26 protein-coding genes are annotated in these 23,684 nt (G+C 64.4%); 20 read left to right on the forward strand and 6 right to left on the reverse strand.

The window, feature by feature from the left end:
• Positions 1 to 119: 119 nt before the first annotated feature.
• From G6N42_RS17365 to G6N42_RS17390, 6 genes are all read left to right on the forward strand, one after another.
• On the forward strand, positions 120 to 1,724 hold the full coding sequence (locus tag G6N42_RS17365; protein ID WP_163730711.1) for an SMP-30/gluconolactonase/LRE family protein: 1,605 nt from the start codon (positions 120 to 122) through the stop codon (positions 1,722 to 1,724).
• On the forward strand, positions 1,721 to 2,467 hold the full coding sequence (locus G6N42_RS17370) for a GntR family transcriptional regulator (RefSeq protein ID WP_163730712.1): 747 nt from the start codon (positions 1,721 to 1,723) through the stop codon (positions 2,465 to 2,467). Before G6N42_RS17365 ends, G6N42_RS17370 begins: the two co-directional genes overlap by 4 nt.
• Entirely contained in the window at positions 2,464 to 4,011 is a 1,548-nt protein-coding gene (locus G6N42_RS17375; RefSeq protein WP_163730713.1) for an AMP-binding protein, read from the forward strand. The genes G6N42_RS17370 and G6N42_RS17375 overlap by 4 nt, the downstream gene beginning before the upstream one ends.
• A 1-nt stretch (position 4,012) precedes the next feature.
• Positions 4,013 to 4,783 (forward strand): SDR family NAD(P)-dependent oxidoreductase, encoded by a 771-nt coding sequence (locus G6N42_RS17380; protein WP_163730714.1) that lies wholly within the window; start codon positions 4,013 to 4,015, stop codon positions 4,781 to 4,783.
• The gene (locus G6N42_RS17385; protein WP_163730715.1) at positions 4,780 to 6,243 is read left to right on the forward strand and encodes an acyl-CoA synthetase; all 1,464 of its coding nucleotides are present in this window, start codon (positions 4,780 to 4,782) and stop codon (positions 6,241 to 6,243) included. Before G6N42_RS17380 ends, G6N42_RS17385 begins: the two co-directional genes overlap by 4 nt.
• Positions 6,244 to 6,346: 103 nt before the next feature.
• Positions 6,347 to 7,006 (forward strand): SDR family oxidoreductase, encoded by a 660-nt coding sequence (locus G6N42_RS17390; RefSeq protein WP_163730716.1) that lies wholly within the window; start codon positions 6,347 to 6,349, stop codon positions 7,004 to 7,006.
• Here G6N42_RS17390 and G6N42_RS17395 read toward each other — a convergent pair.
• The 3 genes from G6N42_RS17395 to G6N42_RS17405 are packed head-to-tail and all read right to left on the reverse strand — an operon-like array spanning position 6,990 to position 11,122.
• Positions 6,990 to 9,194: a molybdopterin-containing oxidoreductase family protein gene (locus G6N42_RS17395; protein ID WP_163730717.1), complete on the reverse strand. Its 2,205-nt coding sequence runs from the start codon at positions 9,192 to 9,194 to the stop codon at positions 6,990 to 6,992. The genes G6N42_RS17390 and G6N42_RS17395 overlap by 17 nt on opposite strands.
• 52 nt (positions 9,195 to 9,246) lie before the next feature.
• Complete coding sequence (locus tag G6N42_RS17400) at positions 9,247 to 10,320, reverse strand: NAD(P)H-dependent amine dehydrogenase family protein (protein WP_163730718.1); 1,074 nt, start codon at positions 10,318 to 10,320, stop codon at positions 9,247 to 9,249.
• Between the two features lie 13 nt (positions 10,321 to 10,333).
• On the reverse strand, positions 10,334 to 11,122 hold the full coding sequence (locus tag G6N42_RS17405) for an SDR family NAD(P)-dependent oxidoreductase (RefSeq protein WP_163730719.1): 789 nt from the start codon (positions 11,120 to 11,122) through the stop codon (positions 10,334 to 10,336).
• A gap of 100 nt (positions 11,123 to 11,222) precedes the next feature.
• Between G6N42_RS17405 and G6N42_RS17410 the strand changes: the two genes are divergently transcribed.
• The 14 genes from G6N42_RS17410 (at position 11,223) to G6N42_RS17470 (ending at position 22,503) form a co-directional block, all read left to right on the forward strand.
• Positions 11,223 to 11,822: a TetR family transcriptional regulator gene (locus G6N42_RS17410; protein WP_163730720.1), complete on the forward strand. Its 600-nt coding sequence runs from the start codon at positions 11,223 to 11,225 to the stop codon at positions 11,820 to 11,822.
• A gap of 40 nt (positions 11,823 to 11,862) precedes the next feature.
• Positions 11,863 to 12,594: a hypothetical protein gene (locus G6N42_RS17415; RefSeq protein WP_163730721.1), complete on the forward strand. Its 732-nt coding sequence runs from the start codon at positions 11,863 to 11,865 to the stop codon at positions 12,592 to 12,594.
• 57 nt (positions 12,595 to 12,651) lie between these two features.
• A complete protein-coding gene (locus G6N42_RS17420) occupies positions 12,652 to 13,254 on the forward strand; it encodes a TetR/AcrR family transcriptional regulator (RefSeq protein ID WP_163730722.1) in 603 nt (200 codons plus the stop codon).
• A 135-nt stretch (positions 13,255 to 13,389) separates the two neighbouring features.
• Positions 13,390 to 14,922: a nitric oxide reductase activation protein NorD gene (locus tag G6N42_RS17425; RefSeq protein ID WP_163730723.1), complete on the forward strand. Its 1,533-nt coding sequence runs from the start codon at positions 13,390 to 13,392 to the stop codon at positions 14,920 to 14,922.
• A 26-nt stretch (positions 14,923 to 14,948) separates the two neighbouring features.
• Complete coding sequence (locus G6N42_RS17430) at positions 14,949 to 15,734, forward strand: CbbQ/NirQ/NorQ/GpvN family protein (RefSeq protein ID WP_163737709.1); 786 nt, start codon at positions 14,949 to 14,951, stop codon at positions 15,732 to 15,734.
• A gap of 1 nt (position 15,735) precedes the next feature.
• Positions 15,736 to 15,864, forward strand: coding sequence for a hypothetical protein (locus G6N42_RS31500; RefSeq protein WP_286201645.1), 129 nt, complete (start codon positions 15,736 to 15,738; stop codon positions 15,862 to 15,864).
• Entirely contained in the window at positions 15,861 to 16,556 is a 696-nt protein-coding gene (locus tag G6N42_RS17435) for a hypothetical protein (protein ID WP_163730724.1), read from the forward strand. Before G6N42_RS31500 ends, G6N42_RS17435 begins: the two co-directional genes overlap by 4 nt.
• Before the next feature lie 23 nt (positions 16,557 to 16,579).
• Complete coding sequence (locus G6N42_RS17440) at positions 16,580 to 17,014, forward strand: hypothetical protein (protein WP_163730725.1); 435 nt, start codon at positions 16,580 to 16,582, stop codon at positions 17,012 to 17,014.
• On the forward strand, positions 17,011 to 18,228 hold the full coding sequence (locus tag G6N42_RS17445) for a cytochrome P450 (RefSeq protein ID WP_163730726.1): 1,218 nt from the start codon (positions 17,011 to 17,013) through the stop codon (positions 18,226 to 18,228). The genes G6N42_RS17440 and G6N42_RS17445 overlap by 4 nt, the downstream gene beginning before the upstream one ends.
• Positions 18,225 to 19,274 (forward strand): NAD(P)H-dependent amine dehydrogenase family protein, encoded by a 1,050-nt coding sequence (locus G6N42_RS17450; protein ID WP_163730727.1) that lies wholly within the window; start codon positions 18,225 to 18,227, stop codon positions 19,272 to 19,274. Before G6N42_RS17445 ends, G6N42_RS17450 begins: the two co-directional genes overlap by 4 nt.
• The gene (locus G6N42_RS17455) at positions 19,267 to 20,325 is read left to right on the forward strand and encodes an NAD(P)H-dependent amine dehydrogenase family protein (protein ID WP_163730728.1); all 1,059 of its coding nucleotides are present in this window, start codon (positions 19,267 to 19,269) and stop codon (positions 20,323 to 20,325) included. Before G6N42_RS17450 ends, G6N42_RS17455 begins: the two co-directional genes overlap by 8 nt.
• Positions 20,322 to 20,735, forward strand: coding sequence for a hypothetical protein (locus G6N42_RS17460; RefSeq protein WP_163730729.1), 414 nt, complete (start codon positions 20,322 to 20,324; stop codon positions 20,733 to 20,735). The genes G6N42_RS17455 and G6N42_RS17460 overlap by 4 nt, the downstream gene beginning before the upstream one ends.
• Complete coding sequence (locus tag G6N42_RS17465) at positions 20,732 to 21,937, forward strand: cytochrome P450 (protein WP_232076177.1); 1,206 nt, start codon at positions 20,732 to 20,734, stop codon at positions 21,935 to 21,937. The genes G6N42_RS17460 and G6N42_RS17465 overlap by 4 nt, the downstream gene beginning before the upstream one ends.
• A complete protein-coding gene (locus G6N42_RS17470; protein WP_163730730.1) occupies positions 21,937 to 22,503 on the forward strand; it encodes an isomerase in 567 nt (188 codons plus the stop codon). The genes G6N42_RS17465 and G6N42_RS17470 overlap by 1 nt, the downstream gene beginning before the upstream one ends.
• Before the next feature lie 76 nt (positions 22,504 to 22,579).
• On the opposite strand, the gene G6N42_RS17475 is transcribed toward G6N42_RS17470, so the two are convergent.
• The 3 genes from G6N42_RS17475 to G6N42_RS17485 are packed head-to-tail and all read right to left on the reverse strand — an operon-like array spanning position 22,580 to position 23,680.
• Positions 22,580 to 22,942 carry a glyoxalase superfamily protein gene (locus G6N42_RS17475; RefSeq protein ID WP_163730731.1) on the reverse strand — a complete coding sequence of 121 codons (363 nt, stop codon included), beginning with the start codon at positions 22,940 to 22,942 and terminating at the stop codon, positions 22,580 to 22,582.
• Between the two features lie 4 nt (positions 22,943 to 22,946).
• On the reverse strand, positions 22,947 to 23,393 hold the full coding sequence (locus tag G6N42_RS17480; protein WP_163730732.1) for a type II toxin-antitoxin system Rv0910 family toxin: 447 nt from the start codon (positions 23,391 to 23,393) through the stop codon (positions 22,947 to 22,949).
• Positions 23,394 to 23,398: 5 nt separating this feature from the next.
• Positions 23,399 to 23,680, reverse strand: a complete 282-nt coding sequence (locus G6N42_RS17485) for an antitoxin (protein WP_163730733.1) — start codon at positions 23,678 to 23,680, stop codon at positions 23,399 to 23,401.
• Positions 23,681 to 23,684: the final 4 nt, after the last annotated feature.

Here is a 23,684-nt window from a genome sequence, read left to right on the forward strand (position 1 = left end):
TATGTTGCTCTGCATATTGCAGAACACTATTCCGCAGCGGTAATGACCCCGTCAAGGGCGAGGCACCTGGCAATTCGGGCTATTGTCTGGACTAGCAGGGCTTGGTAGCGTCCGGGTTCATGACTGTTCCCGCGACGGCCTCGCGCCCGCCCTCCCGGTACATCGCGACCGACCCGAGGACGGCCAACGGCTGGCGGCTCGAGAGGCTCACGCCACCGAGTCGGCTGTTCGGGGCGAACGGCCTGCGCACCGGTCCCGACGGACGGGTCTATGTCGCGCAGGTGACCGGCAGCCAGATCAGCGCCCTTGACCTCGCGGGCGACGTCGAGGCCATCAGCCCCAAGGGAGGCGACATCATCGCGCCCGATGATGTCGCCTTCGATTCGAGCGGCAACCTGTACGCGACCGAGGTGATGGACGGCCGGGTGAGCGTGCGTGACGCCGCCGGTGCAGCGCGGGTGCTGCGCGACGATCTTCCGTGCGCCAACGGCATCACCGTGTATCAGGACCGGTTGTTCATCAATGAATGTCGAGACGGCGGCAGGCTGATGGAGCTGGACAGGGCCACCGGCGCATCGCGAATTCTGTTGGAGGACCTGTCCTCGCCGAACGCGATGGAAGTCGGCCCCGACGGCATGCTGTATTACCCGCTGATGACGGCCAACGAGATCTGGCGCATTCATCCCGATGGCGGCGAGCCGCATCGTGTCACCGGTGATCTCGGCGTGCCCGATGCGGTCAAGTTCGATTCGAAGGGCTTCCTGGTGTCCACGCAGGTGGCCAGCGGGCAGGTGCTGCGCATCGACCCGCGCAGCGGCGACAAGATGCTGCTGGCGCAACTGAACCCCGGCCTGGACAACCTGACCTTCGTAGGCGACCGGCTGTTCGTGTCCAACTTCACCGGTGAGATCACCGAGATCCTGGCCGGCGGTGAAACACGCACCGCGCTGCCCGGCGGGCTGAATTGGCCGCTGGACCTGGTCGTCGGCGTCGACGGCCAGCTCTACGTCGCCGACGGCACGTACTTCTACGCCGTCGGCACCGACGGCGTGCTGGAAACCGTCGGGATGCTATTCACTCCGGGGTATCCGGGCTTTCTGCGCGGGTTGGCTCCAGCGGGTCCCGGCGTCTTCGTGGTGGCGACATCGGGTGGGCAGATTGCGCGCTACCGGCCGGGCGACGGCGAAACCGATTACCTCGCAGACGGATTCGATCAACTGTACGGCGTCGCGATCGGACCGGGCGACAGCATCGTGTTCGCCGAACTCGGTACCGGCAGCGTGCACGCATTGCGGTCGGGCCACGTCGAGTTGCTCGCCTCCGGCCTGCAGGACCCGGTCGGTGTGACCTTCGGGCCCGACGGTGTGCCGATGGTCGCCGAGTCGGGTGCCGGCCGAGTCGTACGGGTTGCGGGTTCGACCGAGACCGTGGTCGACGGATTGCAACGACCGCAAGGAATCCACGTCAGTGACGGTCAGTTGTACATCGTCGACGCGGGAGCCAAGGAGGTCGTCGCGGTCGATCTCGCGAGCGGTGAACGGAATACCATCGCCTCCGGCCTGCCCATCGGGCCGCCGCCGGGGGTTGATCCCAAGCCACTCAAGGGAATGCCGCCGTTCTCCGGGCCACAAGGACCGTTCGCCGGCATCACCTCGGGACCTGACGGCTCCCTGTATTTCTCGGCGGACGGCGACGGCAGCGTTCTGGCGTTGCGGCGCACATGACAGTCACGCCGGCCGATCACCGGTACCTCCAGGTGGCGCGCACTCTCCGGAAGGAGATCGTGGACGGGGTGTATCCCGTCGGTTCTCAACTGCCTACCGAACAACAGCTGTGCGAACGTTTCGAGGTCAGCCGTTACACCGTGCGCGAGGCGCTGCGACGGCTGCGCGACGACAATCTCGTCGCGTCCCGCCCTCGCGCCGGCACACTGGTGGTGCCGCGGCCGGAGACGAACAGTTATGCCCAAGACGTGATGTCGATCAACGACCTGCTCGCGTTCGCCTCTGGTGCACAGCTCACGATCGAAAGCAATGCGATGGTGGTCATCGACGAGCACCTAGGCGAGCGGACCGGCCTCAGCGTGGGAACGGAATGGCTGGCCGTCCGCGGCTACCGCGCGGACGGCACCTCAGCTCCGGTATGCGCGACGGAGTACTACATCAACCGGGCGTTCGCGGCGGTCGGCCGCCTGCTGCAACGGCATTCGGGGCCCATCTTCCCGCTGATCGAGGACCTGTTCGGGGTCAGCATCGTCGAGGTGCGACAGGAGATCGCCGCGGTGCCCGTCACGTCCGAGCTGGCCGCGGTGCTCCAGGTCGAGGTGGGCAGCGCGGCGCTGGAGATGCAGCGCACCTACAAGACGTCCGACGGTGAGGTCGCGCAGGTCACCGTCAACACCCATCCCTCGTCACGCTACCGGCATTCCATGACGATGCGCCGGGTCAAGGAGCAGGCCGGCCAGTGAGGGTCGACGAGCAGCGCGCGGCCGACGCGTACCGGCGTGGGCTGTGGGTGAGCGAGACGCTCGCCGACTCGCTGCGCGACGCGGCCAGGGCCACGCCCGAGCGCACGGTGTTGTTGGACGGCGCAATCCGGCTCGACTGCAGGGGTTTACACGACAAGGCCACCGCACTGGCTCAAACCCTGATGGGGTTGATGCCCGCGGGCAGCGTGGTGTCGTTCATGCTGCCGAACTGGCATGAGGCCGCCGTCATCTATCTGGGCGCGACGTTGGCCGGCATGGTGGTGAACCCCATCCTGCCCTCGCTTCGCGACCGCGAACTCGCGTTCATCCTGTGCGACGCCGACAGCCGCGCAATCTTCATACCGTCGAACTTCGGTGGCCATGACTACGCCGCAATGCTGGAACGGGTGACCGCATCGATGGCCGCACCACCGGCCGTCGTGGTCGTCCGCGGTGACAGCCATACGCCGTACGCCTCGATGTTCGCGACCGAGACGACCGCGGTGTTGCCGGTTCTGAATCCCGACACCGTGCGCATGATCCTCTACACCTCCGGCACGACCGGACGGCCCAAGGGCGTTCTGCACACACATAATTCGATCCACGCGCTGATCCGCCAGATCGGCGAGCACTGGCGGGTCGCCGACGGCGACCGGTTCCTCGTTCCGTCGCCCATCGCACACATCGGCGGGTCGATCTACGCGTTCGAGTGCCCCCTGCTGCTCGGCACCACCGCGGTGCTGATGGAACGCTGGGATCCGGATGCCGCGGTGGCGCTGATGCTGGCGGAACACTGCACTCACATGGCGGGTGCCACACCGTTTCTCGACGGTCTGTTGGCGGCCGCTGAGCGGGCGGACAGCCGGCTGCCAGACCTGAAGGTGTTCATCTGCGGCGGCGCTTCGGTTCCACCGTCGCTGATCCGCAGGGCGACAGACTATTTCGAGAAGGCCGCGGTGTCCCGGGTGTACGGATCGACCGAGGTACCGGTGACAACCGTGGGATCTCTCGATGACGTCGGCCATGCGGCCGATACCGACGGTCGCGCTGGTATCGCAGATGTCAAACTGACCGGCGGGGAGATATGTGCGCGCGGCCCGCAGATGCTGGTCGGCTATCTGCACTCCGACGACGAGACGGAATCCTTCGACAGCGAGGGCTATTTCCGCACCGGCGATCTCGCCCGCTGGGTCGATGAGGACTACCTGGTGGTCACTGGCCGGGCCAAGGACATCATCATCCGCAACGGCGAGAACATTTCGCCCAAGGAAGTAGAGGACCTGCTCATCGCGCACCCGGCGATCGCCGAGATCGCGATCGTCGGCGTGCCCGACGACCGGACGGGAGAACGCGCGTGCGCGGTGGTCGTCGCCACCGGAGAACGCGGACCCGACATCGACGACCTGCGGGAACTGTTGATCGGTGCAGGTCTGGCCAAGTTCAAAATCCCTGAGCAGATCGTCATTTGGGATGCGCTGCCGAAGAACGACGCGGGCAAGGTGCTCAAGCATCAGATCCGGGCGACACTTGAGAAGGTGGAGTGATATGCAGGTTGCGATCGTGACAGGCGCGAGTAGCGGCATCGGGTTCGGATGCGCGACCAAACTCGCCTCCCAGGGAATGGCCGTGCTGGGCACCGGCCGCGACGACGCCAGGCTCGCGGAACTCAAGAGCCACGACCCGGGGCACATTGAGACCCTCGCCGTTGATCTCACCGCGGACGATGCGCCGCGCCGGATCGTGGACACCGCCATCGAACGGTGGGGCCGCATCGACTTCCTGATCAACAACGCCGGAGTGGGCAGCCCCAAGCCATTACACGAGACAGACGACGAATCACTGGACTATTTCCTGGGTTTGATGCTGCGCGCGCCGTTCCGGTTGGCCCGTGAAGCGGTCGTGCACATGCAGCCCGGTTCGGCGATCATCAACATCACGTCGACATTCGCCATCGTGGGCGGTCTGCGGGGCGGCGCCTACTCGGCGGCCAAGGGTGGCCTGACATCCCTGACAAGGCACATCGCCTGCCAGTACGGGCCACAAGGCATTCGCTGCAATGCCGTTGCCCCGGGTGTCACCCTCACTCCGATGGTGGCGAGCCGCTTAGAAGACCCACGATTCCGCAAGATCAACACCGAGATGACGCCGTACCCACGCCTGGGCGAGGTCGAGGACATCGCGAGCACCGTCGCGTTCCTGTGTAGCGACGGAGCAGCCTTCATCAACGGGCAGGAGATCGCCGTCGACGGCGGCTGGACGTCGACCAAGTACCTCTCGGACTTCGCGCTGAACGCCGATTGGGTCGAGCGGCAGTGAACCTGTTCGGCCTTCTGGACCAGGCCGCAGAGCGGTTCGGCGATCGTGGCGCGGTGTTCCGTGGTGAGAGCCAGTTGCACACGTGGTCCGAGTTGCGTGAACGGGCGATGCGAATCGCGTCCACCCTTGGGGCGCCCGGCACCCGTATCGCCATCGCCAGCGAGAACCGCCCTGAGATCGTCGAGCTGATGTTCGCGACATGGGCGGCCGAGTGTGCGGTCGTGCCGATCAACTACAAGCTTCATCCGCGCGAAATGGTCCAGATCATCGACGACGCAGGGGTCTCGCAGGTGTTCGCGTCGCCCAAGATCGGCGCGGAGCTGTCGTCGGCCACCGACGTGCCCGTCGAAACCGTTGACTCAGAGGCCTATTCGGCGCGCACAACGAGCACCCCGGTGGAACGGCCGCGCAGCACCGACCCGGCGACCCTGGCCTGGCTCTTCTACACCAGCGGGACCACCGGCCGCTCGAAGGGGGCCATGCTCTCGCACCGCAACCTGATGGCGATGACGGTGTCGCACCTGGCGGATTTCGACTCGCCGGACCACACCTGCAGCCTGGTGCACGGCGCACCGATGTCGCACGGCTCCGGCCTGTACATCCCGCCCTACGTGTTACGTGCTGCGCGGCAGGTGATTCCGGCCTCCGCGGCGTTTGAGCCGGGCGAGTTTCTCGACCTTTGTGAGCGTCATCCCGGCTGCAGCGCGTTCCTCGCGCCCACGATGGTTCAGCGCCTCGTCCAGACCGGACGCGCACGCCCACAGAACCTGCGCACGATCGTGTACGGCGGCGGCCCGATGTACGTCGACAGCCTGAAGAAGGCGGTGGCGGCGTTCGGCCCGATATTCGTCCAGCTCTACGGTCAAGGCGAGGCACCGATGACCATCACCGGGCTGCGCAGGGCCGACCACATCGACGCCGATGACGCGGTTCTGGGTTCCGTCGGGTACGCCCGGTCAGGTGTGGACGTCGCGGTGCTGCGCGACGACGGCACACCGGCGTCGGCGGGTGAGATCGGTGAGATCGTCTGTCGCGGAGACGTTGTCATGGCCGGCTACTGGAACAATCCCGAGGCCACCGCGAAGACCCTGCAGGAAGGGTGGTTGCGCACCGGCGACATGGGGTCGTTCGACGAGCGCGGCTTCCTCACGTTGCGGGACCGCTCCAAGGATGTGGTGATCAGCGGAGGAAGCAACATCTATCCGCGCGAGGTCGAGGAGATCCTGCTCGAGCATCCGGGCGTCGACGAGGCGGGTGTCGTGGGGGCGCCTGACGAGGAGTGGGGCGAGGTCGTCGTTGCGTTCATCGTCGGCTCGGCGTCGCCCGCGGACCTGGACGCTCATCTGCTCGAGCGCATCGCGCGGTTCAAAAGGCCCAAGCGGTACGAGTACATCGACGAGCTGCCGAAGAACAGCTACGGCAAGGTGCTCAAGCGGGCCTTGCGCGAGCGCTTGGCTTAGCGAGATCCAGAACACGCGGGTGTGGGGTTTTGTTACGCCAAGAGCCGAGTATGCGTGCGGGTAACCCACGTTCGGCGGAGAACAGTAGCCGTAGCATGGCAGCATGCGCGTCGTCATCGCCGGTGGGCACGGCAAGATCGCCCTCATCCTCGAACGCCTGCTCTCCGAGCGCGGAGACACGGCGGTCGGCCTGATCAGAAACCCCGACCACGTCGCCGACGTGGAAGCGACAGGTGCCCAGGCAGTCGTCATCGACCTCGAAGCCGTCACCGCCGCCGACGTCGCAACGCACCTGCAGGGCGCCGACGCCGTCGTGTTCGCGGCGGGGGCAGGCCCCGGCAGTGGCGCGGCACGCAAGCAGACCGTCGACTGTGATGCGGCCATTCTGCTCGCCGACGCGGCCGAGATCGCGGGAGTGCGGCGCTACGTGATGGTTTCGGCGATCGGTGCCGATGTCGAGGCACCCGATGACATCGGCGATCCGGTGTTCGTCGCGTATCTGCGCGCGAAAGGCCATGCGGACGACGTGATCCGCGCGCGTGATGCACTCGAGGTCACCGTCATACGCCCCGGCCATCTCACGAACGACGCGGGCACGGGTCGGGTCGAGATATCCGACCAGACCGGGCATGGTGACATCCCGCGCGAGGATGTCGCCAAGGTTCTGCTCGGGATGCTCGACACTCCCGAGACCGCCGGGCGCACGTTCGAGCTGATCGGCGGGGAAACGCCGATCGCCCAGGCGGTCAACCAAGCGCGGTGACAACGACGGGAATGTTGCCCTGACGCGGTAGGCCGGTGATGCGGTCGTAGTCGACGTCGGTGGGGACGAGGCGGCCGACGTTCGAGCCCCTGTCCCGAAACTCGGCGTCTTCCTCGGGCAATCCACCGAACGCGTGGTGCATCGCTATCACGTCGGGCCGCAGGCTGTCGTCGGCTTCCAGCACCGCCGGAACGCGGTCGTGGGGGGATTCGATTCGCACCGAATCCCCGGACCGCAGGCCAAGCGCGTCGATCGCATCGGGATGCATGTACGCGGGGTTGTACGGCTTTCCCCTATGCAGCGCGGCAAGATTGGTGCCAGAGGAATTCATGAAGTTCTGACTGCGTCGCGGGATCAGGCGGAACGGGAAGGCGGAATCGCTTCGAGCAGTGGCGAAGTCCTCAGTCAGCACCTCTGCCAGCTCACCAAGGAGGTATGTGTTGCCGACGTCGAGCCGGGCTGTGCAATCGGGATCCCGTGGCTCGACCACGGCATCGACGTCGAAGATCTTGCCGTGCGGATGGCTGCGCACCTCGTCGAAAGGGACACGCGAAGTCGAACACATTTGCGCGAACAGTTCTTCGGTAGTGAGGTCGGTGTCGCGATTCATGTTGAGCACCACCGGTGGTGATTCCATGAATCTGCCCCCACCGCCGCCGAAAAAGTTCACAAACCAGAGATCCAGGTTCATGCGTTTGGTCAGTCCGAGAAAGAACTGCCACTCCTCGGTGAGATCGGAACCGGCCGGCGGATCGAGGAGTCGGGGCACATATTGCGCGTATGCAGCGGGGATGCCTGTGCCGCTGGTGTAGTACTTGATGAGCTCGCTGCCCATCGTCATCGCGGGTGTCTCCATCTGCATCATCGGGGCGATGACATAGTCAGCGAGCCGCGACGTCAGCGACATCTCCGTATCCAGGGTGACCAGCAGGTCGAGGCTCTCCAGAGCGCGCAGCGTCTTGCGCTGATCGGGCCACGCGGCCATCGGATTGCCACCGATACAGATCAACGCCTTCACCTGACCATCGCCCTCGAGCAGGATCTCATCGGCGAGCGCCGCAGTCGGCATACCGGCCACGGTGTCGGTGAGATCGCGCATCCTCAACTTCTCGCCGTATCCCCATCCCTCGTAGGGCGGATGCGGCTGCGCCTTGGCTGTGAACGCAGGCATCAATGTGTTGGGCCGCAGCATTTTTTCGCCGGCACGCTGCCAGCGGCCGCAGATCGTCGTCAGCGCGAGACACAGATATTCGAGCAAGCTGCCGCGCATCGCGAAGTTGGCGCCGGTTCCCGCATTCACCATTCCGCGCCGCTCGCCGTACGTGGCGAAAAGCCTTGCAGCGGAGATGAACTGGCCCTCCGGAACGTCGGCGCGCTCGGCGACGTAGGCCGGGGTGAAACCGGCCACGGCTGCCGCCAGGTCATCAAAGCCTGCCACGTTCTCCTCGATGAACGCGGTGTCGCACAGACCTTCCCGGATGACGAAGTTGATCATCCCAGCGAGAATCGTCACATCTTCACCAGGGCGGGGCTGCAGGTGAATCGCTGCGCGTGCCGCCGTCTGGGACCGGCGCGGATCGATCACGATGAGTTTCATCCCACGGCTGATCGCTGCCCGCAGGTTCTGCGCCGGGTTCTGCCCGGGGATGCCGATGGCCTTGGAGACCAGCGGGTTCGTTCCCACCAGCAGCCAGCTGTCGGCCTGGTGGAAGTCGACATCCCCGCCGAGCCAGTGACCGTGTGCAGCAAGCGCGATCTGCTTGCCGGGTTGGTCGATGGTGTTGGCGGTGAAGAACATCGGCGACTCGATCGCTCTGAGAAACGCGTTGCCCATCAACGCCGACGCCGGATACGGCAAACCGTTGGTTCCCAGGTACATCGCGATCGAGCGTGGGCCGTGGGTGGAGATCAAGTCCTGCAGTTTCGCCGCGATCTCGTCCATCGCGCGCTCGGACTCGATCGGCGCGTAGGTACCGTCCGCCTGTCGTTTCTGGCTGCGCAGGAGCCGCATTGGGTTGTTGTGGATTTCCGGCAGTGCCCGACCCTTGGCGCAGGTGTACCCCTTGAACATGGGATTGTCGGAATCCCCCGTCACCTTCGTGAGCCGACCGTCGGTGACGGTTGCCAGCACCCCGCAGTGCGCCGAGCAGATCCGGCAGATTCCCGGCTGGGTGGTGGTCTGCGACATCACCCGATGCTAGGCGACTGCTCAGCAATCCGGAGTGCAATCGCGGATGACGTCACCAGAACAGCCCGCGGATAACCGCTGCCTGCGGAATGTCCTCGACCGCGATCAGTCCTTTGGGGGCGTCGCACACCCAATCGATCACGTTGACCACCCGGGCCGCGGTGGAGACACATCCGGCCTCGGTGACATCGAGCAGCGGATCCGAGACGTGCGTGTTCAGCTCCACCCGCGGCTCACCCTCGACCACCACGCGGTGCACACCGGGCTTGCCGACGGGCGGGAACTCCCACTCCGGCGCGGCCACCTCCGTCAGTCGGGTGATGTGCTCCATCGTGATCACCGGAACCCCGTCACGCACCCCCTCGACCGCGAACTTGACCGCGGCCATGCCACCGGGCTCGACGGTGCACAGCTTGCACTCGATCCTCTGGTCGGTGTACCAGGGTTCGATCCGCTGCCGCACATCGTCGAGTTCGATGTCGAGCTGGTCGGCGAGATTGCGGACCGGGCCGCCCCACATGGTCGTCAGCACACCAGGCAGAAAGAACATCGGCTGCTCATCATCCGCCTTCAGCCCGAAACCCATTGACTTACCGGTGAACTCGTAATCGTCATAGTTTGCGTAGTCGAAGATCTCCTGGACAAGAACGGACGTCGCGCGGGTGACCAAGCTCAGCGCGCTGTGCACCTCGGTGTCGCCGGAGTAGCCGGGGTCGATGCCGTTCACGTACAGCGACGAGTTGCCCTCCTCGCACGCTTTCTCCAGCGGTCCGGTCAGCCAGTCGTCGGCCTGACGCGGCGTCACCAGCCACACCATCGACGAGCCGACGACGTTGATGCCGGCGGCAAGGAGCTTCGCCAATTGCTCGACGGCTTCCATCGGCCGGGTCTCGGCCTGTGCTGTGTAGACGACGCAGTCGGGTTTGAGCGCGATCAGCGCATCGATGTCGTCTGTCGCGATGACGCCCGTCGGCTCGGTCAATCCGCACAGTTCGGCGGCGTCACGCCCGACCTTGTTCGGACTGGCCGCGTGCACACCCACCAGCTCCAGATCCGGCCGACCGATGATCGCCTTGAGTGAATGCTGGCCGACGTTGCCGGTGGAGAACTGCACAACTCGTCGCATGTGAGTTCCTCGATCAGTAGTCGGGAATGGGCAGCGGTAGGTTGTTCGAGTCGATGCCGCCGTCCACATGGAAGATAGCGTTGGTCGCGTAACAGTCTTTGGTCGACAGATACACACAGAGACGCCCGAGGTCCTCGACGTCGCCGAGGCGGTGCAGCGGCGTGAGCCCGAGCATCGTGTCCAGCGCCCCCGGCATCATGTCCAAGCCGCTCTGTAGCCCTTCCGTAGCGAAAGAGCCCAGTGCGATCGCGTTGACCCGGATCTTCGGCGCCAACTCCTGGGCCATCGCCCGGGTGAGCGCTTCGAGCCCACCCTTGGCGACGCAGTACGCAGTGAGCGCACGGATGCCGAAACGTGCTGAACCCGAGGAGATGTTGACGATGGATCCGTGTCCGGCCCCGATCATGTGCGGAGCAGTGAGCTGGCTCATGATGAACGCCGAAGTCACGCACCAGTCGAAGGTGCGCCTGAAGTCCTCGTCGGTGATGTCGAGAAACGACCCGAATGTCGAGCCGCCGACATTGTTGATCAGGATGTCGATACGGCCGAACTGCTCCATGGCCGTCGACACGACGCGTTCACCGTCGGGTCGGCTCATGGCGTCGGCGACCAGCGCCAGCCCCTTGCCGCCCTCCTTCTCGATGCCGTCGATCGTCGCGACGATGTCCGACTCCGTACGTGCTGTTCCGACGACGGTCGCGCCGGCTTCGGCAAGCACCCTCGCGATCCCCTGACCGACCCCCTTGCCGGCGCCGGTGACGATGGCCACCTGCCCGGCGAGGTTGAACTGCTCCAGCGCCATCCGCGTCCTCTCCTTTGAGTGCTGCTCATCTAACGACTTCCATTGACTGAAGTCAATAAGCGTCGTTCGAGCACGCGCAGTCAGACGGTAGAGTCGGCGTATGGCAGTGGTAGACAGGCCCTCAGCGCGTGAGACGAAGCGTCTGCAGACCCGCGAGCGTTTGATGGGAGCGGCCATCGCCGAGTTCAAACGCGCGGGGATGGCCGAAGCGGACGTCGGCGCGATCGTCGCGGCAGCAGGCGTCGCTCACGGCACGTTCTTCTTCCATTTTCCGACGAAGGAACACGTACTGCTCGAACTCGAGCAGCGTGAAGAAGAACGCATCGCCAAACAACTCGCACGGGCCGCGGGCTCCGAACATGACCTCGCATCGATGCTGGGGGAAGCGGTGCGGCTGGTGATGGGACTGGAACGCCGTCTCGGCGCGGTGCTGTTCAAAGACTTTCTCGCACTCCACTTTTCACAGACGAGACCCATCGACGAGAGCCGTCAGCACCCCGTTATCGTTGAGGTCGCACAGGCGATCGAACACGCCCAGAAGCGGGGCGAAGTAGCACCGGATGTGAACCCGATGAACAGCGCGGTGTTCTTCCTGCTCGGGCTGTATGCGCTGTTGACGACGACCCACGCTTGGCCCGGCCAGGCCGCGATGATCGACGACTACGTGACGCGGACACTGCGCAGCATCGAAGCAGAGTAGCCGATTGACTACCGTCGCTGGTTGACTATAGTCAGTCTGCATGAATCTGCCCACGCTGAATCTGGGCCGTAAACGTGCTGCCTCGACGAGCGCGAAGCCCTCCGGCAGTGGCCTTGACGAACACATGGCCGCGTCGCAGGCAGCACAGCGGCAGGCCGACAAGTGGCTCATATCCGGCAGCCTGCTGATCGGTACCGCGGCGCTCGGCGTCTTCGGTCTGCCGCTGTTTCTGCGAGGGGTATGGCTCCTTCGCAAGGCACAACGCGAAGGTCTGACAGTGCGCCCCATGCTGGTGACGCTGCTCGGCTATCTGGTGATCATCGACGCGGCGATCAACACCGTCGGATGGGCCTTGGACCTGGTCGCCAACCACACCATCCTGGCCCGAATCCTGTTGAACGGCTGGGGCGCAATGTTCGACGCGGGCTACTTCTGGCACTACAACGAACTATGGCTGGGAGGTGCCGCCGGGCCCGGCGAGAAGGCCATGGAAGTCGGGATGATCCTCACCGTCTTCACCATGCGCATCGCGGCGGCGATCGGATTCCTGCAGATGAAGCGGTGGGGACACCAGTGGATGATCGTCACCTGCTGGATGGGCGTGCTCATCTGGTGTCTCTACGTGTTCAACATGACCATGTACGCCGACGTGCGGTTCGCGGGCGTCGTCCTACCCGTCGTCGGCTGGTGGCTCTACGACATCTTCTACATCACCCCATTCCTCGCGATCCCCTACCTGCATTCGGTGAATCGTGAGATCTTCTCCGACTGAGTGTCAATGACTCAACTCATTGACTTTGGTCAGTAACTAAGTTACAAAGGGCGGACCATGACGCCTCAAGTCAAGCAGTCGGCGCGGGAAACGCGCCGGTTGCAGACGCGGGAACGCATCCTCGGCGCAGCGATCGCCGAGTTCAAGCTCGCGGGCATGTCCGGCGCCGACGTGAACGCGATTGCGACGGCCGCCGGCGTCGCCCACGGCACCTTCTTCTTCCACTTCCCGAGCAAGGAGCACGTCCTCCTCGAGTTGGAAAGCCGCGAAGAGGCACGGATGGCTGCCGATTTCGCCCGCTTCGTGGGTCACCCACATGATCTGGTGACGGTGCTCGATGAGGCGGTCCAGCTGGTGACCGGCCTCGAAGAACGTCTTGGCCCGCTGCTGTTCAAAGAGCTACTCGCCTTGCACTTCTCGCCGACCCGGCCGACCAAGGACGAATGGACCGACCACCCGATGATCGTGTTGTTGGTCGATGAGATCGAACGGGCGCGCGGCGACGGTGCGGTGCATCCCGCCGTCGACGCGTTCTACAGCGCCGCGTTCTTCCTGCTCGGCGTGTACGGCGTGTTCACGACCACGGTCAAGTCCGATATCCGGGACACGATGCTCGCCAAATTGGTCGACACGGCGGTCCGAGGTCTGGAGATCCGATGACTTATAGCAAGGAGGCCTGACGTGGATTGGGTATGGGAGATCCTGCGATACGTCGCCGCTTGGGGCGGCACCGGTTTGATCATCTGGTTCTGGTACTGGATGTTCTCGAACATCGGCACGTTCTGAGTAATCGATATGTCTGAGCTGTCCGAAACGCACGCGCTCGCCGTGGAACGCAGCTGCGCCGTCACGGCCGTGGCCCTCAGCGGGCAACGCCGCGAGGGTGTGCGCCTCGTGAGCGGACACCGGCGGGACTTCGGTCTGAGCTCCACCCTCGATTTCGTCCATGTCCCGTATCCCCCACCGGTTCACGACTGGACCAGGCGCAGCCTGACATGCGGTGTAGCGCTTCAATGTTCACCGTCGAAGGACCGCGTGGTCGACTATCGATTGAACGAGCTCTCGGCGCGGGAGCTGAGCGCGCTGTCCCTCGTCGAGGCGGGTGTCGCCGTGGGCTGGATCGCGGACAACTGGCCTGGGCTCCTGGCGGAAGTGCGCCGTCTGCTACCTGATCTTGCGGTCGCGCCCAGCGATATGGACGCCAAGGAGATGCTCCATCGCGCCGTCGCACTGGCGCGTACGCAGCAGCCGCTCATTGTTGACCCGTTGCTGGGCACCTTGCCCCGGGCGTACACCGACCCGCAGGGCATTGCCGACAAGCTGCGTCGCACCTTCGGCCGGATGCCCTGGACCACAACACAGAAGCGGCTGCCCCGGCCGTACTCCGTTCCCGTCGGCGGCGATGGCGGCGTGCGCAATCCGAACCTGCCTCCGCCGAGTCGTCCGCAGGACAACGATCTGGACATCACGCCCGAGCACCGCCCCGGCATCCCGTATCCGGAGTGGAATGCGTGGACCGAAAGCTTCCTGGCCGACCACGTTGCGGTGCTCGAACGCACCCACACGAGTCAGCACCGCCATCAGGTGATGGCCTCGGCGGATCTGCGAAAGTGGTTCTCAGAGCACACCCATCGCGCCATGAAGAACAGGCTGGAGGACGGATCCGACCTCGACGTCGAGCAGTACGTCAGCCATTACATCGATCTGACGACCGGCGAAGCCGTCGAGCCACGCATCTTCCGGGACCTGTTGCCCAGCAGCCGCGATGTCACCACGGCCCTACTTCTTGACGGCAGCTCCTCGCTGGGGGTGCACGGCGGGACGATTTTCAAACTCGAATTGGCATGTGCCGACGCGCTTTCGCAGGCCATGACACTTGCCCGCGAACGCCATGGGATATTCGTGTTCACCGGCAACACCCGCCACCGCGTCGAGGTCACCTGCCTCAAGGATTTCGAGGACCGCCGGTTCGTGCCGCCGGGTGGCCTCGGCCTGGCCACGGGCGGATACACCCGGCTCGGCGCGCCACTGCGGCATCTGACCAGCCGGCTGCTCGCCCAACCGTCGGAACGGCGACTGCTGATCGTCATCGGCGACGGCCTGATCTCCGACGAGGGATACGAGGGCCGCTACGCCTGGGCGGATGCCGCGCATGCGGTGAAGGAGGCCAGCGAGGCGGGCGTGAGCATGTACTACGTCGGCGTCGGCCCGACGCGCGTCGATCCGCTGCCCGAGGTGTTCGGACCTCGCCGCTCCCAACGCATCCGGCGGATCGAGGAGCTTCCCAGGGTGTTGGCCCATGTGCATCGAGAGTTGGTGGCAGCGTGACAGCGAGTAGCGACAGCGGATCGCACATGTCTCAGCAGTATTACTCCAACGGCAACGAAGTTCAGCTGTTCGAACAGGCGTACCGCCAGCGATTACCGGTGATGCTCACCGGGCCCACCGGGTGCGGTAAGACACGTCTGGTCGAGCACATGGGGCTGCTCCTACGGCGGCCCGTCGTCACGATCAGCTGCCACGACGACCTGACGAGCTCGGATCTGGTCGGACGGTTCATGGTCACCGGCGGTGACGTCGTCTGGACGGACGGTCCGCTCACCAGAGCCGTAAAGGCCGGAGCCATCTGCTATCTCGACGAGGTCGTAGAGGCCCGCCACGATTCGCTCGCGATCCTGCACTCGCTGACCGACCATCGTCGGGCTCTTTACCTGGACCGGGCGGGCGAGGTAGTCCAGGCGCCCGAAGCGTTCATGCTCGTGTGCTCCTACAACCCCGCGTACCGCAGTTCGTTGAAGGAACTCAAGCCGTCGTTCCGGCAGCGCTTCGTCACCCTCCCGATGCGCTATCTCCCGCCGGATCGCGAGGCCGAGGTGATCGTCACCGAGGCCGGTATCGCATTGGGGTCGGCCCAGCGTCTTGTGCAATGTGCAACGGCGATCAGGACCGCGGACGAAGCATTCCACTTCGAACCCCCGTCCACCCGAGTGCTCGTCACCGCAGCGCACCTGATCGCGGCGGGCGCAACTGAATTGGAGGCGGCCGAGGCCTGCATTCTCGCGCCGCTCTCGAGCGACGGGGCCATCACCGAAGGTCTACGCGAAGTCGCGGCGGCCAGCCTCATGGAAGGAGTCAACTGACGTGGATCAGAAGGAACGCAAGCGCAAGAGGGCACTCATCATCTTGCAGATCGTCATCTACGGCTACCTGCTGACGATGTTCGGGATCCAGCTGTACATGTCCTTCGCCCGGGGGTGGTGGGAGTTGTGAGCCTCGACGTCCGGTCGGGCGGCACGGTAAGCCTCGAGGAGCACGACGAGGCGTCGCGGCTGGCGCAACGCCGGGCCGACAAATGGATGATCGTCGGCGCCGGCCTGATGGGCATGTGGGCACCGGGGATCTTCGGCCTGCCGATCTTCCTGCGTGGGGTCTGGCTGCAGCGCCAGGCAGCGCGCGCCGGTCTGTCGATGCGGCCGATGATCGTCACCCTGATCGGATACCTGGTGCTGATCGACGGCATGCTCAACAGCCTCGGGTGGGCATTGGATCTCGTCGCCAACCACACGCTGATCAACCGCGTGCTGATGGTCGGCTGGGGTGCGATGTTCGACGCCGGATACTTCTGGCACTACAACGAATCCTGGGTCGGGGGCGCGGCCGGACCGGGCGAGAAGTCCATGGTGTTCGGGATGATCGTCACTGTCTTCGCGATGCGGTGCGCGGCGGCGATCGGGTTCCTGCAGATGAAGCGCTGGGGCCACCAGTGGATGATCGTCACCTGCTGGATGGGCGTGCTCATCTGGTGTCTCTACGTGTTCAACATGACCATGTACGCCGACGTGCGGTTTGCCGGTGTGGTCTTCCCGGTCATCGGCTGGTGGCTCTACGACATCTTCTACATCACCCCATTCCTCGCGATCCCGTATCTGCACACGGTCAATCGCGAAATCTTCTCCGACTGAACCTGATTCGAGGGAGCACAGCTGTGACTTCAACTTCTCAAACACCGGAAGCCGAAACGGAACAGAAGACCGAAGACCTGCCACCTGGCACCACGCCGTACTACGCGCGGATGCACAAGTGGATCAAGCGAGCGGTCCTGGTATGCCTCGTCGCGCTCGTCATCGAGGGCGCCTTCACGCTACCGTTCATGGCCGTCTACTACGGCTATCCGACGCTGAGTCTCACCGAGATTTGTAGCGAGCTGCTGAAGGTGCGGTATTCCGATGACGCGCTGGAATGCAAGGTTCCGTACCCGCCGCTTGGTCCGCCGGAGGGAGCCGAAGGCAAGGACACCGCACAGGACGAGTGGGGGATCCAACCGGTCCCGAAGTACAACCGGATCGGGTTCCGCGAACTGGTGCGGATACATGAAGAGCGTGAGGCGCGGCAGGCCGCTGAACAGCAAGGCGCACCGTGACCAAATCGCTCGAGGAGCACGCGGACAACTGGGACCTTCGACACGAGGATTTCCAGGACAACGACTTCCTCTACGACGTCTACGAAGTGATGCGTCGCAACTCACCCTTTGCGCATACCGATACGCCGTTTCTGAGCGCGACGCCCGGCGGCGCGTGGGTGGCGGTCCGCTACGAGGACTGCTACAAGATTCTGCAGGACTGGGAGCATTTCTCGTCCAATCCGACGCCCGAGGCTTCCGAGCGGCTCGCCGGCGATCTCGTGATCACGCTCGATCCGCCTCGGCAGCAGCAGTTCCGCAAGGTGCTCAACCCGTACTTCTCACCGGCGCGGATGAAGGCGCTCACACCCCAGATCCGCGATGAAACCGACCATCTGATAGACGATTTCATCGACGAGGGTCGCGGAGACCTCGCCCAGGTTGCGTGGCGCCAGCCTGGGATCGTGTTCTTCAAGTACCTGTTCGGATTGCCCACCGACGACGTACCGCTGTGTATCGACCTGACCGACGCCGGGTTGAACGGCGACACCGAGGAAGCGCGCGGGGCCGCGTGGGGCGGGCTGTACCAGCACCTCCACGACGCGATCACCGCACGGACCACCCAACCCCCGAAGGACGACATGATCGACGTCCTTCTCAACGCCGAGATCGACGGCGAAAAGCTGCAGTTCGGCGACATCGTCGGCAACGCAATGCTCTTGGTGCAGGCAGGTCTCGAAACCACGGCAAGCGCGATGTCGTTCGCCTTCCACTATCTTGCTACCCATCCCGAGGAGCGCGACCGCCTCATCGAGGACCCCGAGCTGCGGCCGCGTGCCATCGAGGAGTTCCTTCGCTTCTCAGGGTCGATCCACGGCATCCCGCGCACCGTCACCCGGGAAGTCGAACTGAGTGGCCACACCTTCTGCCCCGGTGAATCCGTCATCGTCAACTACGCCTCCGCGAATCGCGATGCGGAACAGTTTCCCGACCCAGACCGGTGCATCCTCGATCGCAAGTCGAATCGCCACCTGGGATTCGGCGCAGGCGTCCATCGGTGCCTCGGCTCCAATCTGGCTCGCCTGGAATTCCAGATCGGGGTCGAGCAGGTGCTGTCACGGATGCCTGACTATCGCCTCGCGTCCGACCGGGATGCGGTGTTCCACGGCAACTCCGTTACCCGAGGTTTCCGTGCTATCCCAGTGAATTTCACGCCCGGCGAGAAGTCGATATGACGTTCCGAATCGTCCAGTGGACGACCGGCAACATCGGAGTGAAGTCGGTGCACGCCATCGTCGAGAACTCGCAACTCGAGTTGGTCGGGTGCTACGCATGGTCACCGGACAAGGTCGGCAAAGACGTCGGTGAACTATGCGGCATCCAACCCCTTGGTGTGCTGGCCACCGACGATGTCCACGCCTTGATCGCGCTGAAGCCGGATTGCGTTGTCTACAACCAGATGTTCGCCGACGTCGACCACCTTGTCCGCATTCTCGAGGCGGGGATCAACGTGGTCACTACGACGGAGTTCATCACCGGACACCGGCTCGGCGACGGGCGTGATCGTGTTGCGAAGGCATGTGAGGCCGGCAAGTCGACGATCTTCGGCAGCGGACTGAACCCCGGCTTCATCCAGCTCTTCGCGATCGTTTCGGCAGGACTGTCGGATCGGATCGATCGGGTGTACATCGAGGAATCCTTCGACACCACGATCTACAACTCTCCGGAGACCGAGAAGATCATGGGATTCGGATACCCGCTTGACTACCCGGATCTGCATGCGGTGACCGAGGAAGGGTCTTCGATATTCCGTGAAGCGGTCATGCTCGTCGCCGACGCCCTGGGGGTCGAACTCGACGACATCCGTTGCGAGGCCAAATACGCGCAGGCCACGGAGGACGTCAGCCTTCCCGGCGACTGGGTCATCGCCAAGGGCTGCGTGGCGGGAATCGACGTGAGCTGGAAGGGCTACGTCGGTGACCGGGACGTCGTCGAAGCACGGGCGGTGTGGACCAAGGGTCAAGCATTGGATCCTGTGTGGGAGATGGGATTCGGCTACAAGATCACGGTCGAGGGGCGGCCGACGATCAAGACCACCCTAGCCTTCGAGCCGCCGCCCGACTTCGTGGCCGAGACCATCGAGGAATACATCCTGCTCGGACTCACCATCACCGCCGTCCCGGCGATCACCGCGATCCCCGCCGTCGTCGCGGCGGACCCCGGCATCGCGACCTACAACGATCTGCCGCTGCTCCTACCGCGAGGTGTCGTGAATGTCTGAGAAGACCTATCGAGTCATTCAATGGATGACCGGCGACGTCGGGCAGGTCGGGGTCCGGCACTTCTCCGACAACCCCACGTTCGACCTCGTCGCCGTCCTCGTGCACGACAAGGAAAAGGTCGGCAAGGACGCGGGTGAGATCGCAGGCATCCCGCCGACAGGTGTCATCGCGACCGATGACATCGAGGCGGTCATCACCATGGATGCCGACTGTGTCTTTTACACGCCGATCATCATGGACACCGACACCGTGTGCAGGCTCCTGCGTTCCGGCAAGAACGTCGTCACCACAAGCGGCTTCTTCTACCCGTCACCCGACTTCGCCGCGGACGGCGAGAAGATTCGTGCTGCGTGTGCCGACGGCGGAACGTCGTTTCACGGCGGCGGTATCCACCCCGGATACGCGGGCGACATCCTGCCGGTAACGCTGGCCCGAGTGATGAACAGGATCGACCAGATCCGCGTCGAGGAGGTGGTCAACGTTCTCACCGATGCGCCACTCGACCACATCGACTGGATGGGGTTCGGCAAGGACAGGGACAAATTCCTCTCTGAGCCAACGATTCTCGGGCTTGGCCTTCCGTTCTTCGCGCAATCGATGTACATGATCGCCGACGGCCTCGGTGTGTCTATCGACAAGGTGACCGCCGCGGATGTGGCAGCGGCTGTGGCCACCGAGGACATCCCCCATCCGTTGGGTGCGATACCGCGGGGCACCGTCGCGGCCCAACGCCACGAGTGGACGGCCTGGGTGGGCGGCAGTCCGCTCATCGTCTTCGAGGCCCTCTACACCACAACCACTCCGGACAAGCTCGAGCCGGCCTGGGAATTCGGGAAAACGCGCTACCGCATCGAGATCCAGGGCGACCCGCCGACCGAACTCATCCTCCAGGGCGTCGACCAACCCGACGGCACGATGCATCATCCGGGCTACGACTGGACCGCGATGGGTGCCATCAACGCGATTCCCGACGTCTGCGATGCGCAGCCCGGGTGGGTGCACCATTTCGACCTGGGCCTGATCCGGCCGCGAGGCCTGGTTCGCAAATGACCGCACCGCGGCTCCATCACGTCGTCTTCGCCGTCGCGCCAGAGCGCCACGAGACCGTCGCGCAGATGTTCACCGACCTCGGCTTCCGTCTGCAACCGGCCGAACTCGCCGAACTCGGGGTCACCGTCAGCCTGGACTGGGATCGGGGCATCGAGCTCATCAGCCCCACTGCGGGCGCGACGGCGGATGTGGCGGCATCGGTCCAGGCGTTTCTCGACAGCAAGGGTGATGGCATCTACACCGTCGTGCTGCAGGTCCCCGGCGCCTCGGAGGCCGAGGCCGTCGCCGAGCGGTACGCGTCGACGATCCGCTTTCGTCAGAAACTGGAGGGCGACGGCACGCACCTCGAGGAGATCGACCTGTCGGTGTTGGGCCTGCCGTTGACATTGTTGGACACCAACATTCCGTGAGCGTTTTCGACGCCGGCCTCCCGATCCTGTCCTACGACGTCACCGACACGCCGCAGGAGATCTACCCGCAGTTTCGGGCCGCACAGCAGCTCGCGCCAATCGCGCTAGGGCCGATCGGTCCCGAGGTGATCTCGTATGAGCTGGCCCGCACCGTGCTTCGCGATCCGCGGTTCGTCGTCCCGAAGGGCATCCACCTGTCCGCCCACGGCATCACGTCAGGACCGTTGTGGGACAGGGTGACCCGCAGCATCCTCAACATGGAGGGCGACGAACACCGTCGACTGCGGAGCCTGGTGTCGCGGGCCTTCACGCCAAGGGCGACGGCCCGAATGCACGACACCATTCACGCCGTCGTGAACGAGCTCATCGACCAGGTTGCCGACTCGGGCGGTTGCGAGTTCGTCGCGGATATCGCACGGCCCTACCCCATTCCGGTCATCTGCGCGCTGCTGGGCGCTCCGCGGGAGGACTGGCGGCAGTTTTCGCGATGGGCCGACGACATCTTCAAGATCGTCAGCTTCGACTGCAATCTCCTCGAGGAGGAACCCGTCGTCCTCAAGGCGTGGGGCGAGTTCGACGACTACATCGACGACATGGTCGCCGACAGGCGGCAGAACTTGACCGACGATCTGCTGTCCGACCTCATCCGCATCGAGGATGCGGGTGACCGGTTGGACACCGGGGAGTTGCGCATGCTGGCGTTCAGCATTCTGGTAGCCGGCACCGATACCACGCGCAGCCAGCTCGCCGCGTCGATGCAGGTGTTCTGCGATCACCCCGAGCAGTGGTCGCTGCTGAGAGAGCAGCCGGAGCTGGCGATGCGGGCCGTCGAGGAGACGATGCGTCATTCACCGTCGATGTGCAGCACGGTGCGCAGCGTCGCCGAGGACGTCACCATCGGCGACTACACCTTTCCGGCGGACACCTTCATCATCGTGAATACCTATGCCGCCAACCGCGATAGCGCGATCTATGACGATCCGGCTCGCTTCGACATCACCCGCGACGAACCGCCACCGATCCTGACCTTCGGTGGCGGCGTCCACTACTGCCTGGGCGCCAACCTGGCACGGTTGGAACTCGCGGAGGCGCTGAAGATACTCACCAAGCGCATCCCCGCCCCACGGCGCACCGAATCGGTGCCGTGGAAACCTCTGCTCGGTCTCAGCGGACCGACCAGCCTGAAGATAGAGTTCGCCTGATGTCCTACAGGATCGATCCCGACGTGCTGGGCACGGTGGCCAAGCAGGTCGTCGGCCTGCCGCTGGAAAGCGGTGAGTTGATCACCCGGGCCATCGAGGCACTCGCCGACGAATACCCAGACCTGATCGATGCCACGCCGGGACGCTGGGTGGGCAGCAAGGCCGGCGGCATCCTCGGCAAGGTCCGGTTCCTCTACTTCAGCCCGCGTGAGTACATAGTCATCTTCGGCTCACCGACTGGCACCCAAGGCTTTTCGGGTCGCTACAAGCATGTCGATGTGCACAAGTTCCTGATCGCCGGCCAAATCGACTGGTACGACGTGGAATCGGACGACCTCGCTGCCAACACATTGTTGCCGGGTGAGCACGCGCACATGGTGAGGGGTGAAGCCCGCGGCATGACCATCCATCCCGGCTCGTGGCATATCGAGTACGGCCGCGGAGCGGTGGCCACGACGCTGCCGTTCGCGATGGTCGACACCCTGCTGGTGTCACTGGAGTTCGAATCGGTGCGCCGCTCGGCAGTCGAGTTCGCCAAGCTGGTGCGCCGCCAGCGCCGCCGCTGACCGTCCTTGGCCGAGTGGCCAATTAACCGACGGGTCCGGCCGATTCGCGTCGGATAGGTGGCCACTCGCCACTGAATCAGTGGGATTGTTCGCAGAACCGCAACTGATTGCCGAACGGGTCGGTGATGTCAACAGTCAGACCCCACGGCTCTTCTTCCAGCCCGGGCTTCGCGAATCGGTAATCACGAGAGGCGATCTCGGCGTGAAACTCCCGGATGCCATGTATCGGCACGAACACGACGCTGCCCGGTGTTCCGTCACCGTGATGCTCGGAGAGATGAATGATCAACTCGGACCGACTGATCTGGGCATACCGCGGAAAGTCCGGCCCGAACCGATGCTCCCAGTCCGTGACGAAGCCCAGATAGTCGAGGTAGAACTCCTCGGCCTTGGTCTGGTCGAAGACCCGCAGGACTGGGACCGCGCGTTCGAATCGCACGCGGTCAGCCCGGCGCGAACACAGATTTGAAGCGGTTCAACGACTCTCGAATGTCACTCTTCAGCGAACTGGCGACGACCATACCGATCGGGCCGAACAACGCCGGCCCGCCGAGGTGGATGTCGAACGTGACCGTCGACCCCTCCGGATCCTGTGCAGAGGGCCGCACCTTGCCCAGGAGTTTGACCTTCACGCCACCGCGGCCGTCGCCATTGAGCGTCATCGCCTCCGGCGGTTTGAAGTGCACGATGGTCCACTCGATCCGGTTGGGCATGCCCTTGACTTCCACGATCGACGCGAGGACAGTGCCCTTCTCCAAGGTCTCGGGCAACTTGCTGCGCCACACCCGGTGAATACTGAGCCATTCTTTGTAACGGGACAGATCAGACGCGCACTCCCACGCCTTCTCCGGCGGAAGGGGAACGTCGACGGAGACGGAGAGTTTGGCCATACGCGCTAGGAGGTGGGTGGGGCCGTCGGGGGCTGCTGCTGCGGCGGGGTCCCGGGCGGCGGCTGAGGTGGCGGCACCTGGCCTGATTGCTGCGTCGGAGGCACCTGGCCGGTTTGGTTGGCGTTGGTGTCCACCGCCTTCTTGGCGGCGTCCTGCACCTTGTTGACGTGTTGGGCGTACTTACCCTGCGTCTTCTTGTCTACGAGGTCACCGGCCTTGTCGATCGCGGTGTCGACCTTGTCGGCGTTCTTGGCCAGCACTGTCTTGAGCTTGTCGAGGAATGCCATGCGG

Origin of the sequence: Mycobacterium gallinarum (genome assembly GCF_010726765.1) — a bacterium.
GTDB classification, from domain to species: Bacteria; Actinomycetota; Actinomycetes; order Mycobacteriales; family Mycobacteriaceae; genus Mycobacterium; species Mycobacterium gallinarum.